Annotated in this window: 17 protein-coding genes and 1 tRNA gene; 6 read left to right on the top strand and 12 right to left on the bottom strand. The window is 66.6% G+C overall.

Annotation, left to right across the window (positions count from 1 at the left end; translation table 11 throughout):
• Positions 1–91: 91 nt before the first annotated feature.
• A complete protein-coding gene (locus tag OJA40_RS13135; protein ID WP_011403726.1) occupies positions 92–301 on the bottom strand; it encodes a cold-shock protein in 210 nt (69 codons plus the stop codon).
• A 283-nt stretch (positions 302–584) separates the two neighbouring features.
• On the opposite strand from OJA40_RS13135, the gene OJA40_RS13130 reads away from it, so the two are divergent.
• The gene (locus OJA40_RS13130) at positions 585–1787 is read left to right on the top strand and encodes a TolB-like translocation protein (protein ID WP_208426558.1); all 1203 of its coding nucleotides are present in this window, start codon (positions 585–587) and stop codon (positions 1785–1787) included.
• A gap of 16 nt (positions 1788–1803) precedes the next feature.
• Here the strand turns inward: OJA40_RS13130 and OJA40_RS13125 are convergent, their stop codons facing one another.
• The 6 genes from OJA40_RS13125 to carA form a co-directional block, all read right to left on the bottom strand.
• Positions 1804–2142, bottom strand: a complete 339-nt coding sequence (locus OJA40_RS13125; RefSeq protein WP_208426557.1) for an ATP-dependent Clp protease adaptor ClpS — start codon at positions 2140–2142, stop codon at positions 1804–1806.
• A gap of 83 nt (positions 2143–2225) precedes the next feature.
• Positions 2226–2504 (bottom strand): phosphoribosylformylglycinamidine synthase subunit PurS, encoded by a 279-nt coding sequence (gene purS, locus OJA40_RS13120; protein WP_011403723.1) that lies wholly within the window; start codon positions 2502–2504, stop codon positions 2226–2228.
• Between the two features lie 56 nt (positions 2505–2560).
• Positions 2561–3436, bottom strand: coding sequence for a CDP-diacylglycerol--serine O-phosphatidyltransferase (gene pssA, locus OJA40_RS13115; RefSeq protein WP_208426556.1), 876 nt, complete (start codon positions 3434–3436; stop codon positions 2561–2563).
• Between the two features lie 16 nt (positions 3437–3452).
• Positions 3453–4190, bottom strand: a complete 738-nt coding sequence (locus OJA40_RS13110) for a phosphatidylserine decarboxylase family protein (RefSeq protein WP_263791416.1) — start codon at positions 4188–4190, stop codon at positions 3453–3455.
• Positions 4191–4599: 409 nt separating this feature from the next.
• Positions 4600–7428, bottom strand: a complete 2829-nt coding sequence (gene carB, locus OJA40_RS13105; protein WP_208427368.1) for a carbamoyl-phosphate synthase large subunit — start codon at positions 7426–7428, stop codon at positions 4600–4602.
• A gap of 120 nt (positions 7429–7548) precedes the next feature.
• A complete protein-coding gene (gene carA, locus OJA40_RS13100) occupies positions 7549–8709 on the bottom strand; it encodes a glutamine-hydrolyzing carbamoyl-phosphate synthase small subunit (protein WP_263809136.1) in 1161 nt (386 codons plus the stop codon).
• Positions 8710–9067: 358 nt separating this feature from the next.
• Here carA and OJA40_RS13095 point away from each other — a divergent pair, with 358 nt between their 5' ends.
• Positions 9068–9751: an energy transducer TonB gene (locus tag OJA40_RS13095; RefSeq protein WP_263810865.1), complete on the top strand. Its 684-nt coding sequence runs from the start codon at positions 9068–9070 to the stop codon at positions 9749–9751.
• A 13-nt stretch (positions 9752–9764) separates the two neighbouring features.
• Here the strand turns inward: OJA40_RS13095 and OJA40_RS13090 are convergent, their stop codons facing one another.
• The 3 genes from OJA40_RS13090 to folK all read right to left on the bottom strand — a co-directional run bounded on the left by OJA40_RS13090 (position 9765) and on the right by folK (position 11373).
• A complete protein-coding gene (locus tag OJA40_RS13090) occupies positions 9765–10034 on the bottom strand; it encodes a hypothetical protein (protein WP_208427366.1) in 270 nt (89 codons plus the stop codon).
• Between the two features lie 45 nt (positions 10035–10079).
• Positions 10080–10733, bottom strand: a complete 654-nt coding sequence (locus OJA40_RS13085; RefSeq protein WP_208427365.1) for a deoxynucleoside kinase — start codon at positions 10731–10733, stop codon at positions 10080–10082.
• Positions 10734–10818: 85 nt separating this feature from the next.
• Positions 10819–11373 carry a 2-amino-4-hydroxy-6-hydroxymethyldihydropteridine diphosphokinase gene (gene folK / locus OJA40_RS13080; protein ID WP_208427364.1) on the bottom strand — a complete coding sequence of 185 codons (555 nt, stop codon included), beginning with the start codon at positions 11371–11373 and terminating at the stop codon, positions 10819–10821.
• A 213-nt stretch (positions 11374–11586) separates the two neighbouring features.
• Between folK and OJA40_RS13075 the strand changes: the two genes are divergently transcribed.
• From OJA40_RS13075 to OJA40_RS13060, 4 genes are all read left to right on the top strand, one after another.
• Complete coding sequence (locus OJA40_RS13075) at positions 11587–12516, top strand: endonuclease/exonuclease/phosphatase family protein (protein ID WP_263810863.1); 930 nt, start codon at positions 11587–11589, stop codon at positions 12514–12516.
• 231 nt (positions 12517–12747) lie between these two features.
• Positions 12748–13587, top strand: a complete 840-nt coding sequence (locus tag OJA40_RS13070) for a ParA family protein (RefSeq protein ID WP_208427736.1) — start codon at positions 12748–12750, stop codon at positions 13585–13587.
• A gap of 24 nt (positions 13588–13611) precedes the next feature.
• Positions 13612–14082, top strand: a complete 471-nt coding sequence (locus OJA40_RS13065; RefSeq protein WP_263809140.1) for a hypothetical protein — start codon at positions 13612–13614, stop codon at positions 14080–14082.
• Positions 14083–14175: 93 nt separating this feature from the next.
• Positions 14176–14925 (top strand): 3'-5' exonuclease, encoded by a 750-nt coding sequence (locus OJA40_RS13060; protein WP_263791431.1) that lies wholly within the window; start codon positions 14176–14178, stop codon positions 14923–14925.
• 49 nt (positions 14926–14974) lie between these two features.
• Here the strand turns inward: OJA40_RS13060 and OJA40_RS13055 are convergent, their stop codons facing one another.
• Together OJA40_RS13055 and OJA40_RS13050 are read right to left on the bottom strand one after the other, a co-directional pair.
• Positions 14975–15175, bottom strand: coding sequence for a hypothetical protein (locus OJA40_RS13055; protein ID WP_208427684.1), 201 nt, complete (start codon positions 15173–15175; stop codon positions 14975–14977).
• 31 nt (positions 15176–15206) lie between these two features.
• Positions 15207–15279: transfer RNA gene (locus OJA40_RS13050), tRNA-Arg, on the bottom strand.
• Between the last annotated feature and the right edge of the window lie 87 nt (positions 15280–15366).

Genomic DNA, 15366 nt, shown 5'->3' with positions numbered 1-15366 from the left:
CCCCTGGTCGAGCCGCACCTCACAAAGCCCCCAAACAAAAAAATGCCCCTGAGCAGGACGCTCAGGGGCATTCGGGTGGACCGGGCCGAGCTTACCACTCGGGCTCGGTAAGGGCCTCAATGTTGACGGCGTTCAGCCCCTTCTCCGTCTCTTCGATTTCGAACTCGAGACGGTCGCCTTCTTCCAGGTCTTCGTCGGGCACCTCACTGTGGTGGAGGAAAACATCGTCCTCCCCGTTGTCGGGCTCAACGAATCCATATCCTTCGGCAGGGCTAAACCACTTGACGGTTCCTGTCTCCATAACTCAGTTAAGATCTTCTCATGTTCGCGATCAGCGGACCTCCGACTCCCTCTCCACAGGGGAAAAGGACCCGGAATTTTATTTACACCGGTCTTTTATGCGACCTCTTCGCACTTGTTCTGCGGCCATGTGGAACGCTTTTGGAACGCCCTCCGTCCCGATTTCGGCGTTGACCTGAGCGGAATGAGGCCGCCTGGAGGCTTCGTCTGACCTTCACGGCTCGTCCTGCTAGGTTTGTGCCGGCCTTCCGCCCGTTCCGCGCTCCATCGGTCCATTTCGATTTATGCATTTTCCCTCGTCGGCGCCCCGTGGCTTCGTTCTGTGCGCATTGATCGGGGTCTTGGGGCTCGGGGTCGCCTGTTCGTCCTCACAGCCGCCCGGCTCCACGACCGAGACGAACGGACCAGCGGTGTCCTCGGGGCCGTCCCTCTTTTTGCTGCACACAACCCCGACCGACGGCCTGGTGTTGCACGATGCACGGACCGATGAAAGCCGGACCCTCGTCGCGGGCGCCACGGCCAAGCCGGCCCGGGCGGTGTCGCCGTCCGGCCGGCACCTTGCCTTCAGCTACGCCACGGCGGACTCGTCCCACCTCACGCTGCTGGACCTGACGACACAACAGACGCACCGCGTGCACGCTGCGGCCGGGACGGCGGTCACCTACTCTCTGGCCTGGCATCCCAACCAGGAGCGCCTCGCCGTCGGGTACTACCGCCCCACCGACGACGGCGGGCGTGGGCCCGGCGGGCTCCGGGTGGTGACGCCCGACGGCACGACTCGGGACGTGGGATGCAGCAGCGTCCGCGAGGTCCTCCACTGGCTTCCGGACGGTGCGCTCGCCGCCCGAACCGACGACAACCTGTACGTGGTGGACGCGGGCGACTGTGCCACCCGGGCCTCGCTCGACATACGCCGCATGCACCACCTCCGCTACGCACCCACCGGCCAACAGATGGCCTACATCCACCGGGAGCTCGAGTACGACCGGGACCGCGGCGAGTACGTGCCCGACTCGTCGTTCGCCCTGAGTGGCCCCGACGGCACCAATCCCGAAACGCTGTTTGGCAACGAGCGCCACGCTCGCCACCACCGGTGGGCCCCAAAGACGAACGAGGTGGCCCTCGATGTACGGGTCGAGGCGTCCGGCCACCGTCAGGTGGTGGTCTACGACGGCTCGCGCCCCACTTTCCTCGTCCCTCCCGACCAAACTGGGGCCGACCAGGTGCATCCCCGGTGGTCGCCGTCGGGCAACCGCATCGCCTTTACCCTCCGGGGTGACGCGTCCTCGCAGGCCGCCGTGCGGGTACAGGGGCAGACCCGACGCCTCGGCCGGGTCGACGGGGCGGTGTGGGGCTGGCTCGACGATCGCTCGGTGGTGGTGCCGGGCCCGGATTCCGTGCGGGTGAAGGCCCTGAACGGAACGACCCGCTACGCCCGTCCCACCCCTCAAACCCTCCTTCACGTGTGGCGCCGCCCCGCCTCGTAGGCCCCACCGGGACGGCCTACCCCTGAATTTCCGTCACGAGTTGAATCTCCTTCAGCACGCTCTGCACCTCGAAGCACTCCTCAAACGTGCCTTCGTAGACGGTTGCCTTGCCCTCATTGTGGACCGTCCAGGCCATGTCCTCGGCCTCACTGCGGCTGCACCCCGTGGCCTTCACCAACTGCCCAATGACCTCCTCGAAGGTGTGGACTTCGTCATTGAAGAGGATGACAAACCAGGGCTCGTCGGTCCCCTCGTCCTCTTCCTCCCGGCCGGCTTCTTCCACCTCCGGCGGGGCCGGCTGAACGTCCGGCTCAGCCGGTGCCCCAAGCGCGCGTCGCGGAAAACCCTCAGTCATGACAAGCAAACGAGTCGAATTCGTGAACGGACCGTCGCAGGCAAACGCATCGAATGCCCAATGGGGTGAGGACGGCTGCGCCGTCAGGCCGTTCCCTCCCCGACCGCCTCGCGGGACGCAGATTCGATCTGGATCTCGAAGTTTTCGGTGACAGGGTTTGCGAGCAGCTTTTCGCAGGCCTCCGTGGCCACCTCGCGGGCCTCCGCCTCGCTCGCCGCGTCGATCCATACCTCGGCCTGCTTGCCCATGCGCACCTGATCCACCGCGTCGTACCCGAGGTTGGTCAGGGCGTGCTGGATGGTTTTGCCTTCGGGGTCGAGGATGGACGGCCGGAGGGTGATCGAGATCGTAGCTTTGTACATGGGGGAACGTTGGATGCGGATAACGGCAGAGAGTGTCGAGGGGGCCGGCGGTGTTCTCAGGAGCCCAACCGCTCGTCCGGCACCGGGGCGACGAGCGCCCGCACGAGCTTGTAGAGGGCCCGTCCCACGCCGTGCAACAGGTACGCGGTCAGGACGATCAGAAGCCCTCGCTCCTGGAGCCCCACGATCAGCAGTCCCGCGAGTCCGTACGCGGCGATCTTTGAGGGGTGCGTGCGCACCGCCTCCAGGGAGGGCATGGGAATTGCGTCAAACCGGATGTTCGACACCATCAGCCCGGAGAGCACAATGACGACGGGCAGCACGACGCGGAGGCTGTCGAGGGCGAAGCGACCGTCCCAGGCTGAATTCTCGGCGGCCAGGATGAGCGCCACGACGGCAATGGCCTGCCCCGGAATGGGAAGCCCCTCGAAGCCCTCTTTGTCGCTCTCGTCGGCGGTCATGTTGTAGCGGGCCAGCCGCACCGCCCCGCAGAGCGCCGGGAGGGCGGCAACGATCATCCCGAGTGGATTGAAGGTGTCCAGCACGTAGCCGTACAGCAGGAAAGACGGCGCCACCCCAAACGACACAATGTCGCTGAGGGAGTCGAGTTGGACGCCGAAGGGGCTGTCGGCCCCCGTGAGGCGCGCCATCACCCCGTCGAGCAGGTCGAAGAAGCCGGCCAGCACAATGAGCCAGCAGGCCAGGACGAACGCAGCGTCCGCCACCTGCGTGAGGGCCATAAACCCGCACAGCAGGTTCATCAGCGTGAAGAAGGAGGGCACCGCCACGCGGGGCGGCGGCCGGTCGCCCCGCTGCTCGCGGCGCGCGCTCCGGTAGGCCCGGAGGCGGCGTCGGACGCTCGCCGGCCGGGCGGAGCGGTCGTCCGCCCGGGCCGTACTGCCCGCACGGTCGGCCCCGAAGAGGTCGATCATCCCAGTCAGTCAGCAATTAAGAAGCAGACGAGCGGCGTGCGGACGAGGCGGCCGGTGCGGCGGTTGCCTCGGCGGACGAGGACCGGCCGGACTCGGGCGTCGGGATGCGCCCCAGAACCGTCGTGCCCGCCCGCACGACCTGCCCCTCCTCCGCGTGAAGCTCAACCGACGGCGGCACGAGCAGGTCCATTCGGGACCCAAACTTGACGATTCCGAAGCGCGCCCCGGTTTCCACGGTGTCCCCCTCACGGAGGTCGTATTCGATGCGGCGCGCCACCGCCCCTGCGATTTGCTTAAACAGGAGCTTCGTGCCGGTGGGGTGGCGCAGGCCAAACTCCGACCGTTCGTTCTTCTCGCTGGCCTTCGGGTGCCAGGCCACGAGGTAATCGCCCGGGCGGTACTCGGCATGCTCGATGACCCCCCGCGCCGGCACCCGGTTCACGTGCACGTCGAGCGGCGAGAGAAAGATGGAAATGCGCCGGGCTGGGCCCTCCAGGTACAGCGGATCCTGCTCCTCCGCAATCTCCACGACCCGGCCGTCGGCCGGGGCCACGATGCCCGCTTCCAGGGCGTCCGCCGGCGGCGTGCGCTCCGGATCCCGGAAGAAGTAGAGGGTAAACGCGAGGCCCCCGATCGCAACGGCGAGCATCGGCCCCCGCCACAGCCACCCGTCCACCCAGAGCGCCCCCATGGTCAGCATGAGCGCCAGGCCCGCCACGACGGCGATAATGGTGTATCCTTCGCGTGCAATCACGAACAGGTGAGCGTTCGGGGAAAAAGGCTCTCAGATTGGAAGGCAGCATGGTCCACAACACCCCGATTTACCTTCCGGGTACGGAGAAGTTCACCCGTCTCCATGAACGTTATCCGGAAACGACAATTGCCTCAGAGGCTCGCCGTGAGGATCGGCACGTGCACCACGGCGGGCGAGCGCCCCCAGAAAACACGCCCTCTGAGCGCTGCCGGTCGACGACCGTGCAATTTCCTATGCCGGCGTCCCCGCCCAGCCGCAACAGGATTCTGCGAAGCTGGCCGTTTAGGCGACCTTCCTGTAGGGCCCGCCTACCGGGACAAATGGCGGTCTTTCATGTACTCCGCTTCGCTCCGTGAATTCCAGAAAGCCTCGCTCCTTCCACCGACAGCGCTAGCGAGAACGCCTGTGCTTACCGAGACAAATACAGGTCCTTCATTTCGTAGGGCTGCTCAAACTGGTCGGCGTCCAGCGACTCGACGAACGCGATCGACTCCCCGGTCGACTTCATCTCCGGCCCGAGTTCCTTCGGCACCTCCGGGAACTTGTCCCACGAGAAGACCGGCTCCTTGATTGCGTACTCCTCCAGGTCCGACTCCAGGTCGCCCCGCTCGCGGAAGGTCTCGAGCGTCTCGCCCAGCATGACCTTCGTGGCGATGGCGGGAATGGGAATGCCCGCCGCCTTGGCGATGAAGGGAATTGTGCGCGAGGCCCGCGGATTGGCCTCAATGACGTACACCGTTCCGTCCTTGACGATGAGCTGCACGTTTACGAGGCCGAGGACGTCCAGCTCGAAGGCGAGGGCCCGCACGTACTCCCGAATGGTATCGAGCACCTCATCGGAGAGGCTAAACGGCGGCAGGACGGCGGTCGAGTCGCCGGAGTGGACCCCCGCCGGCTCGATGTGCTGCATCATGCCCGCAATCCACACCTCGTCGCCGTCGCAGATGGCGTCCACGTCCAACTCCACGGCGTCTTCGAGAAAGCGGTCGAGCAGGATTTCGTTGTCCGGATATGTCTCCAGCACGTTGCCCACGTACTCGGCCACCTCGTCCTCGTTGATGGCGATGCGCATGCCCTCCCCCCCCAGCACATAGCTGGGCCGGATGAGGGTCGGGGACCCGAGACGGCCGGCGGTCTCGAGGGCCTCCTCCACCGAATGGGCCACGCCGTAGGGGGGGAACGGAATGTCCAGCTTCTGCAGAATGGACGTGAACTTGCCCCGGTCCTCCACAAGGTCCATTTTCGAGTACGAGGTTCCCAGGACCTGGATGCCGTCTTCCTCGAACCGTTCGCCGAGCTTGATGGCCGTCTGCCCGCCGAGCTGGAGGATCACGCCCTCCGGCTGCTCCAGGTCGATGACGTCCTGCACCCGCTCCCAGAAGACCGGCTCGAAGTAGAGCTTGTCCGCCACGTCGAAGTCGGTGGACACCGTCTCCGGGTTGCAGTTGAGCATGAGGGCCTCGTAGCCCATCTCCTGGGCGGCCTTCACGCCGTGGACGCAGCAGTAGTCAAACTCGATGCCCTGCCCGATGCGGTTGGGGCCAGAGCCGAGAATTAGCACCTTTGGCTGGTCCGTGACCGTGCTCTCGTTGACGGTCTCGTAGCTGGAGTAGTAGTAGGGCGTCTCCGCCGGGAACTCGCCCGCACAGGTGTCGACGAGCTGGTAGGCCGGGGTCACGTCCTCGTCCGTCCGGCGGGCGCGCACCTCACGGTCGGTCACGTCCTCGGGGACGAGGAAGGCAATCTGCTCGTCGGAAAAGCCCGCACGCTTGGCCTCTCGGAGGAAGCGGGCGTCCATCTCGCGGAGCGGCGTCGCGCGGATCTCTTCTTCGAGGGCGACGAGGTCCTTGATCTGGTAGAGGAACCACTTGTCGATCTGAGTGATGTCGTGTACCTCCTCCACGCTCGCCCCGTACCGGAAGGCGTGGCGGACGTGCAGCAGGTTGTCCCAGCGCGGGGCCGTCAGCCGCTCGCGCACCGTCTCGCGGTCGGCGTCCGGGCGGTCGGCCCCGAGGCCCGCGTACCCGATTTCGAGGCTCTGCCAGGCCTTCTGCAGGCTTTCGTTGAACGTGCGCCCGATCGACATGACCTCGCCGACCGCTTTCATCTGTGTGGTCAGCTCTTCGTCGACCCCTTCGAACTTGTCGAAGTTGAAGCGCGGAATCTTGGTGACCACGTAGTCGAGCGACGGCTCGAAGCAGGCGCTCGTATCGCCGGTCACCTCGTTCGGCAGCTCGTCGAGGGTGTAGCCGATCGCCAGCTTCGAGGCCACCTTCGCGATGGGGTAGCCGGTCGCCTTCGAGGCGAGGGCCGAGGACCGGCTCACCCGCGGGTTGATCTCGATCACGATCATGCGCCCGGTGCCCGGCTCGAAGGCAAACTGGATGTTGCATCCGCCCGCAAAGGTGCCAATCGAGTTCATCGCCTTGATCGCCGCGTCGCGCATCCGCTGGAACTGCTTGTCCGTCAGCGTCTGCTGCGGCGCGACGGTCACCGAGTCGCCGGTGTGCACGCCCATCGGTGTCACGTTCTCGATGGAGGCGATGATGATGACGTTGTCGTTGGGGTCGCGGAGCAGCTCCAGCTCGTACTCCTTCCACCCGAACAGGCACTCGTCAATGAGCACCTGGTGGGCCGGGGAGAGCTCCAGGCCCCGGGTGACCATTTCCTCGAATTCGTCCTCCTTCCAGACGATGCCGCCGCCCGAGCCCCCAAGCGTGTACGACGGCCGGATGACCACCGGCAGCCCCCCCAGCTCCTGGGTGATTTCTTTGGCCTCCAGCAGGCTCTTGGCCGTGTCGCTGCGGGACTGGTCGAGCCCGATGTCGTCCATCAGCGTCCGGAATTCCTGGCGGTCCTCGGTGATCTGGACCGTGTCGATGTCGACGCCGATGACATCGATGCCCTCTTCGTCCCAGAACCCGTCCTTCTTCAGGTCCTGCGCCACGTTGAGGCCGGTTTGGCCGCCCATCGTGGGCAGCACGGCGTCCGGCTCCTCTTCGCGGGCAATCTGCGCAATGGACGACGGCGTGAGCGGTCGGAGGTACACCTCGTCGGCCATCAGCGGGTCGGTCATGATGGTGGCCGGGTTGGAGTTCACCAGAACCACCCGGTAGCCCTCATCCATCAGGGCCCGGGCCGACTGGCTGCCACTGTAGTCAAACTCGCAGGCCTGCCCGATCACGATGGGGCCGGACCCGATGAGGAGAATGGTCTCGATGTCGGTGCGCTTGGGCATTTGGGGGATGTGTGGTGCGTGGTGCGTGATGAGTGAGCGACATCGGGGCCCTCCCCGACGTCGATGATTCTCGGAGGCCTGCGGTCGCCGTGCCGCCGGTGCCGGCTCCCTTCGGGACGCCTACGCCGTCGCGACTGCCGGCTCGGTGGCGGCCGCCGGCAGCGTCACGTCCCGCTCCTCCGCCACCAGCTCCATGAACCGGTTGAAGTGGTAGTGGCTGTCGTGCGGGCCGGGGGAGGCCTCCGGGTGGTACTGCAGCGACATGCCGGCGAACGTCTTGAACTCGAGCCCCTCGATCGTGTCGTCGTTCAGGTTGACGTGCGTTACGCGGGCGGTTTCCGGCGCAATCGACTCGGGATCGACCGCGAAGCCGTGGTTCTGGGTCGTCACCTCGACCTGCCCGGTGTCGAGGTTCTTCACCGGATGGTTGGCCCCGCGGTGGCCGACGTGCATCTTGTAGACCCCAATCCCCTCCGCCAGCGACATCAGCTGGTGCCCCAGGCAGATGCCGAAGATCGGGAGGCCCGTGTCGATGGCCGCGCCCACCGTGTCGATCGCGTCGGACATGGGACGCGGGTCGCCGGGGCCGTTCGAGAAGAAGAGCCCGTCGGGGTCCCAGGCAAGGACCTCGCTCAGGTCCGTGTCGCCCGGCACCACCCTCACTGTACACCCCCGCCGGCGAAACGAGCGCAGGATGTTCTGCTTGACCCCGAAGTCGTACACCGCAATCCGCGGCCCGGGGCCCTCGCAGAAGGTGTACGGGCCATCGGTGCTCACCTCCGAGGCCAGCTTCCGGCCCGCCATGCTGGGCCAGTCGCGCGCCTTCTGCAGGAGCGTCTCCTCCTCCAGGGCCTCGGACGAGATGACGGCATTCATGACGCCCTTGTCCCGCACGTGTCGCACGAGGGCCCGGGTGTCCACCCCCGCAATGCCCACGAGGTCGTGGCGCCGCATGAACGCCTCAAGCGTCTCGTCGGCCTGGGTGTTGGCGTGGCGGCGCGGGTAATCGCGGACGATGAAGCCCGCGACCATCGGCGTATCGGCCTCCATGTCTTCGGCCGAGGCGCCGTAGTTGCCGATGTGGGGCTGAGTCATCATCATGAGCTGGCCGTAGTACGACGGATCCGTCATGATTTCTTGGTACCCCGTCATGCTCGTGTTGAAGCACAGCTCCCCGCCGGTCAGCCCTCGCTGGCCAAGTGCTACGCCTCGGGCGACGGTGCCGTCGGACAGAACGAGCTTGGCGGGATCGCGGGTCGGGGAGGAGGGTGCGTGGGTCATGGGACAGGAGGAGAGTCAGTGACAAACGGCGGCGCCGGGGGCCATAAAAAAACCTCCCCAAATGGGGAGGGCAGAGGAACTAATCCAACGGGGTCGGTGCCAATGAGCAGGGCCCAGGTTCGGGGGGAATGTCGGGAGACATGGCGCTCGAAATTGGTGACATTGACAAAACCTGCCGATCAAAGTACAAGCAGGCCGAAAAGTTTCGCAACCGGATTTCCTGACTGGGGCCTCGTTTCGCTGGTTTTCAAACGCCCCCTCGCGGTTGCATCATAAACCGGGGCCGTCCCCCCTCAGAAACAGATGTTGGGCCCCGTTCTTAAAGATACGATGTCGTCCCCTACCGCCCGTCCGTTCGATGCGCCGAGCTGCCGCCTCCAGGTCCGACCACGCGTACCGACGCCGCCTTCTCGGGGCGCTGGCCGTCGTGCTGGCGCTCGGCGTTGCGCTCGTGCGCTGGTGGCCGGCGCCGTCCCCACGAGCCCCGGAGGGTCCGTTTGGGGAGCGGAGTGCGGACCGCATCCACATGAACGAGGTGCAGCCGACGGCACAGGCCCGCGAGCAGACGCCGCCCTCACCGGCCCCGGCGCCCCCCACGGTCGTCCCCAACAACGTCGTGATCGAAGACAAGATCGAGTTCGGCACGTCCGCCCTGGCCGTCGACGTCCCCGGGGACGACGATCAGTTGCGGGACGGCACGACCGACACGCCCCGTGCGGCCCGCACGCCCGACACCAACGCCCGCCTGTTCCGTGCCGTACAGCCCGACTATCCGACCGCTGCCCGCGAGGCGAGCGTACAGGCCCGGGTTCGCGTCGCCGTACAGGTGTCCGAGACGGGACGGGTGACGGGGGCAACTGTCCTCAAACGGTGGCGGCTCCCGGACGAGGGGCGGGCCCGCACCGTCGCGCGCCTGGACCACGGCCTGGAGGCGGCCGCCCTCGTTGCCGCCCGCCGGTCGCGCTTCCGCCCCGCGCAGCAGAACGGACAGCCGGTTGCCAGCCAGACGACTCTCACCTTCGAGTTTGGCACGTCGGAGTAACGCCGACCGGGCATCAGCGGGACGAGCCCTGGGAGCTCGCCTCTCCGTTGACGTCCCGCCAGTTTGCGTCCTCCACGTCTTGTCCCCAGAACGTCGGTTCGTCGCGCGCCGTCCCCGTTCGCTTCCGGGGCGAGGGGCCTTTCCACTCGGTTTGACGGGATGGGGACTCGTGCGTCGGGCCCTTCCGGGAAGACGTCCCCTCCTCGCCCCCCATCAGACGGACGAGGTTCCCGGACGTCCGCAGGATAAAATACAGAATGATGCCGAGAACGAGGTACTCCATGATGCGCGTCTGCGAAGGGCCGTGCTGTCGGGACAAGCCCCGCCGCTACGACGGGTGGACGTAGCGGGACCGCTCGTCGGACGGGGCGACGATGTGCCGCACCAGTGCCCGAAAGTCCGCCGGGTGCTCGACGAAGTCCATCTCCGCGACGTTCACCACGAGGAGCGGGGTGCGCTCGTACTGCCGAAAGTACTGGTCGTAGGCCTCGTGAAGGTCCGCAATGTAGCCTGGATCCATGTCGCGCTCGTACGGCCGGTCGCGCTTCTCAATGTTTTGCAGAAGCCGCTCGGGGGAGGAACGCAGGTACACCACGAGGTCGGGCGACGGGACGGTCGGCTCCATGAGGCGAAAGAGCGACTCGTAGAGCTGGAGTTCGTCGCCGCTCAGCGTCTGGCGGGCAAAGATGCGGTCCTTGTCGAACGTGTAGTCGCTGACCGCAAAGTCGCGGAAGAGGTCGCGCTCGGACAGCTCTTTCTGCTGCCGAAACCGGCTTGCCAGGAAGGCGAGCTGCGTCTGGAAGGCCCACCGCTCCCGGTCCGCATAGAAGCGCTCCAGAAACGGATTGTCCTCAAACCGTTCGAGTACGGGGTCGGCCTCGAAGCGGTCGGCCAGGAGCTCGGTCAGGGTGGTGGTGCCCGCCCCGATCGCGCCTTCAATGGCCACGTAGTCGAGAGCGTCCGGCGGGGTCGTCGGGGACATTGGGCGTGGCAGTTTCGGGAGGAGCGTCGGGGCGCATCCGGCGGGGCCGTCGGCTCGGGCCCTCCCCGCCGAGGTCTTCGAAGACTTACCTCTCCGTACGGAGGACTTCAGGGGAGGCTCGTCCCTCCCCAATCGTGTGGTCCGTCCGTCGAATGGAAGCCGGATCCGTGCACTGATCGAGCAGTGATTGCACAGAGCGGTCGAACGGCGGCGGGACGACGAAGTTTGGCGCGAGGTCGGCCCAGGGGCGGAGCACGAACCGGCGCTCCGCAAGGCGCGGATGGGGAAGCGTGAGGGCCTCGGTGTCTCGGGTGAGGGGGCCGACTGCCAGTAGGTCGACGTCCAGCGGGCGGGGCCCCCACCGCTGCTCCGCGGCCCGGGTGCGCCCCTCCGCCTGCTCCACCGTGTGCGCCAGTCGGAGGAGGGGACGCGGGTCGGCCTCGACGGTCAGCCGAAGCACGGCGTTCAAAAACGGAGGCTGCGTCTCGTCCGGCGAGGTCGTGTGGGCCTCGGTCTCGTACACGGGGGACACGCCCACCACGGTGAGGGCGTCGCGCTGTTGCAGCCGCTCGGCCGCCCGCTGCAGGTGCTCCAGGCGGTCGCCCTCGTTGGACCCAAGCCCCAAATACGCAGAAGACACTGGACTCAACTGGGTGTGTGGAAGAAAGCGGACCGGGTTTTAAACTTCAGCCTTCACGATGGTCCGCACCAGGGCCTACGTTGCACACCCTTCCCACCTCCGCCAATCGCACGCTGCATCCCGTTCATGCGCCCCTTCCCTCCACTTTTTCTTGCTGTCTGCCTCATCACCGCCTGCGGGCCGGACGCCCCATCCCCCTCTCCCACGACCGGAATGGCCCTTCCGGCCGACTACGCGTTTCCGGACGCCGATACCGTCCGGGTCGCGACCTGGAACCTAGAGCACTTCGTAGACGGGCACGACAACCCGTACATCGATGCCGGCACCGAAAACACCCCCGCACCGGACCTGAAGAACCGGAGGCGGCGCGTGGCCCGGGCCCTGCGCCGGCTCGACGCGGACCTCCTGGTGTTGCAGGAGGCCGAGAGCGAGGCCTTCCTCCAGTCCTTCGTCGAAGACCGCCTCGGGGACACAGGCTACCGCTTCGCCACCTCCGTGGAGAGCCCCACCTGGTACATGAACGTGGTGCTCCTGAGCCGCTACCCGCTCGGCGTGGTGCGCAACTACGCGGACGTGGTGACCCCTGTCGTGGGCCAGGAGACCGACAACGGCAAGCCCGCGGCCCAGTCGCTCACCAACCACCGCCTGTGGACGGCCGACGTGCGGGTCGCGCCAAACCGAGTATGGACGCTGATCGGTGCCCACCTAAAGGCCGGGCGCAGCGCGTCGGATCGGGGCTGGCGCATCGGCCAGATTCGCTTCCTGCACGCGGAGCTGTCTCGCCTGCGCGAAGACCGACCGGCGGCTAAGATGCTCGTGGCGGGCGACCTGAACTCCCGCCCCGACAGCCCCGAGCTGCGCCTCCTGCTCAACAACCCCGACCGGCCGGCGCCGGACTCGGTCCAGCCCGGACGCATCCCGGGGAACGTCCGGTTTACGGACCCACTGTCCGACCGCCCCACCCCCACCCATCCCGCGGACAATCCCGTCCGTCAGCTCGACTACCTTCTGCCCAATCCCGCCCTCTCTGACCGGCTCGTGGACGGTTCGGTCCGCGTGGCCCGCCCCCTGCCTGCCGACTCGATGGCCGCGACCAGCGACCACCTCCCCGTCGCCGCGTCCTTCCTCCGCAGTGCCGAATAAACCGGCGGGCCTCGTCAAGATCGTCAGGCGGGGCCGTCGATGCGCGCCGTACGACATCCTGATGGGGCGTCGCCGACGGTGTACATATGCACCCATCGACGTGAGTACTTTCTCCATTCCCCTCGCGACACACCCGCCACGTTGTACCTTCGGCGTCCCGGAATGCTCTTTGCAGCGATTTAAAGAGCCAAACGCTACAGCTCTTGTTCCTCGTCGTTGCCCCAAAGTGCCATGTACACCATTGCCGTCATCAACCAGAAGGGCGGGGTTGGGAAAACCGTCACGAGCGTCAACCTGGCCACGGCCCTCAAACACAAGGGCCACGATCCCTTGGTCATTGACTACGACCCCCAAATGAACGCCACCGACTGGCTCATGGGGCGGGAGGCGACCGACGATGACGCAACCATTTTCGATTCCCTCGCCACCTGGGACGGAGACGCAACCGACGAGTGGTCATTCCCCAACGTGCTCCGCACGTCCGAGTCCGTTGGGGTCGACTTCATCCCCTCCGACCGGCGCATGGCGGCGGCAAGCTTCGACTCGGTCATCGGCCGAAGCCCGGTCTTTCCCCAGCAGTTCCGGTGCCGCGTCCAGGAATTCCGCACGGCCGAGGTGCAGCGCAACTCCAGCTCCACCATGAAGCACGACTACTGCCTAGTGGACTGCCCGCCGTCCCTCGGCCGCAGCATCGCAACGGCCCTGGCCGGGGCCGACGGGATCATCGTGCCGATCCACGCCGACCGGTTTAGCATGCGGGGCGTTAGCCAGCTCCAGGAGACCATCAAGCAAATCCGGAAGGTGCACAACGACAGCCTGCGGATCCTGGGCCTGCTGCCAAACGACCTCGACCTGCGCTCCGGCCTGGTGAGCGACATGCAGGAGAAGTTCGAGGACGTGTACTCCGACATCCTCTTCGAGACCGCCATCCCGTGGCGCTCAAAAGTCAATGAGGTGGCCACCCACGGCACAAACATCATGGAGTACGACGGGGCCGCCGACGCCGCCTCGTACTACCTTAACCTCGCCGACGAAGTCGTAGAGCGCTCCCGCGTTGCGACTGCCGCATGATTCCTGCCCGACCCCGACGCTCCCATGAGCAAGTCGTCCTCGTCCAACTCCCTCAATGGCGACGGCACGATCCCCGGCTGGATGAAGGCGGTGGATCAGGACATGGTGTACGACGCCCCTCCCCCCGACGCCACCGAGCAGGCCACGCAGTCCCCGCCGCCCGCGCCCGAGGGTCAATCGGACCGGCCCCGCGAGGCGGACTCGCACGCCGAAGCGTCGTCCCTGGAGCAGAAGCTGGCCCTTTCCATGGCGCCCCCGTCAGAGCTTCCCGAACCGGACCCGTCCCTCCAGCCGGTCTCCGTAGGGTCTGTGCGGGCGGACCTCTCCCGCCAGCTGGAGAACGCCGTGTCGGTTCTCGGCTCCCGGTACGCCACGACCGTGTCACGAAGCCTCCTTTTGGAGTTTGCGCTCCAACGGGCCCTCTTGGAGCTACGCACTGAAGGCGACCAGAGCGCCCTCGTGCAGTGGCTCGACTCGGTGCTCCCGCAGCACTAACCCTTCCTCCATCTGGACGACCGCGATCTTTCGCACGAGCCGCGCATATGGGGGCGTGTCGATTGCCTGTCGAATCCATCGTCGCCCCCGCTCGTGCTCCACCTCGAACGCCCCCTCGTCTTCTTCGACCTTGAAGCCACCGGCACGGACCCCCAAGCGGCCCGCGTCATCCAGATCGGGATGCAGCGATTCGTGCCGAGCGAGGACGGGGCCGCACTGGACGAGACCGTCGATGTGCTCGTCGATCCGGAAGAAGAGATCCCGACGGCCGTCACGGACCTGACGGGGCTCTCGCCCGAGGAGGTCCGGCAGGCCCCCCCGCTGGAGGCCCACCTCGACCGCATCGCCCCCCTTCTCGCCGACGCCGACCTGGCCGGCTACAACGCCCTCGCGTACGACATCCCCCTCCTCCAGGCCGAATTTGAACGGCACGGGCGGACGCTTCCGGGCCCCGACGACCGCGTCGTCCTCGACCCGTACCGCCTGGAACAGGTGCTGCGTCCGCGCACCCTCTCGGCCCTCTACGAGCGGTACACCGGCGACGCGCTCGACGACGCCCACGACGCCCTCAGCGACGTGGAGGCGGCCGGGCGGGTTCTGCAGCGCCAACTGGCCGACCACGACATCGACGGCACGCCGGCCGACCTGGCCCAACAGATTCGGGGCGACTATCTCGACGACCAGCGCCGCCTCAAGCAGGACGGCGACGCGGTGGTGGTGTGCTTCGGCAAGCACGACGGGAAGACCCTCCGCGACATCCAGCGCGACCACCCCGGCTACTTCGACTGGATGTACGAAACCATCGACGACCTCCGCCCCCACATCGACGAGGCCCTGGAGTGACCCTCTGCCGGCCCTGTGCAAAGGGGACCTCCTGGATCCCCGTTACTGCTTACGCCCCCAACACGAACTGCAGAAGGACGTGGGTCACGAGAATGACGGCGAGGGCACTGGCCAGCATCACCCCGAACCCGTGCTCGTCCGCCTCCGTGTCCGCACCGGCGTTTTGGTGCACGTGACAGTACGCACTGCCCGTCGCCGTGGAGTTGCTGCACGGGGTTCCGTCCTTGTTGGTGGCCGCACAGGTGCTCATACGTCTACTGATGGCTGACTGAAATGCGCAGTACCCCTGCGCGGACTCGAACCGCGACTTGCGGCTTAGGAGGCCACCGCTCTCTCCAGTTGAGCTACAGGGGCATACTCGGCCGCCCGGACGCGTCCGCGAAGGCGTAGCGAACGGAGCGGGACGGGTTCCAGGCTGAACGTCGGTGCCGGAGCGGCGTT

Source organism: Salinibacter pepae (assembly GCF_947077775.1).
Classification (GTDB): Bacteria; Bacteroidota; Rhodothermia; order Rhodothermales; family Salinibacteraceae; genus Salinibacter; species Salinibacter pepae.
The sequence above is the reverse complement of the archived record's forward strand: the minus strand, read 5'-3'. Positions and strand labels throughout refer to the sequence as shown.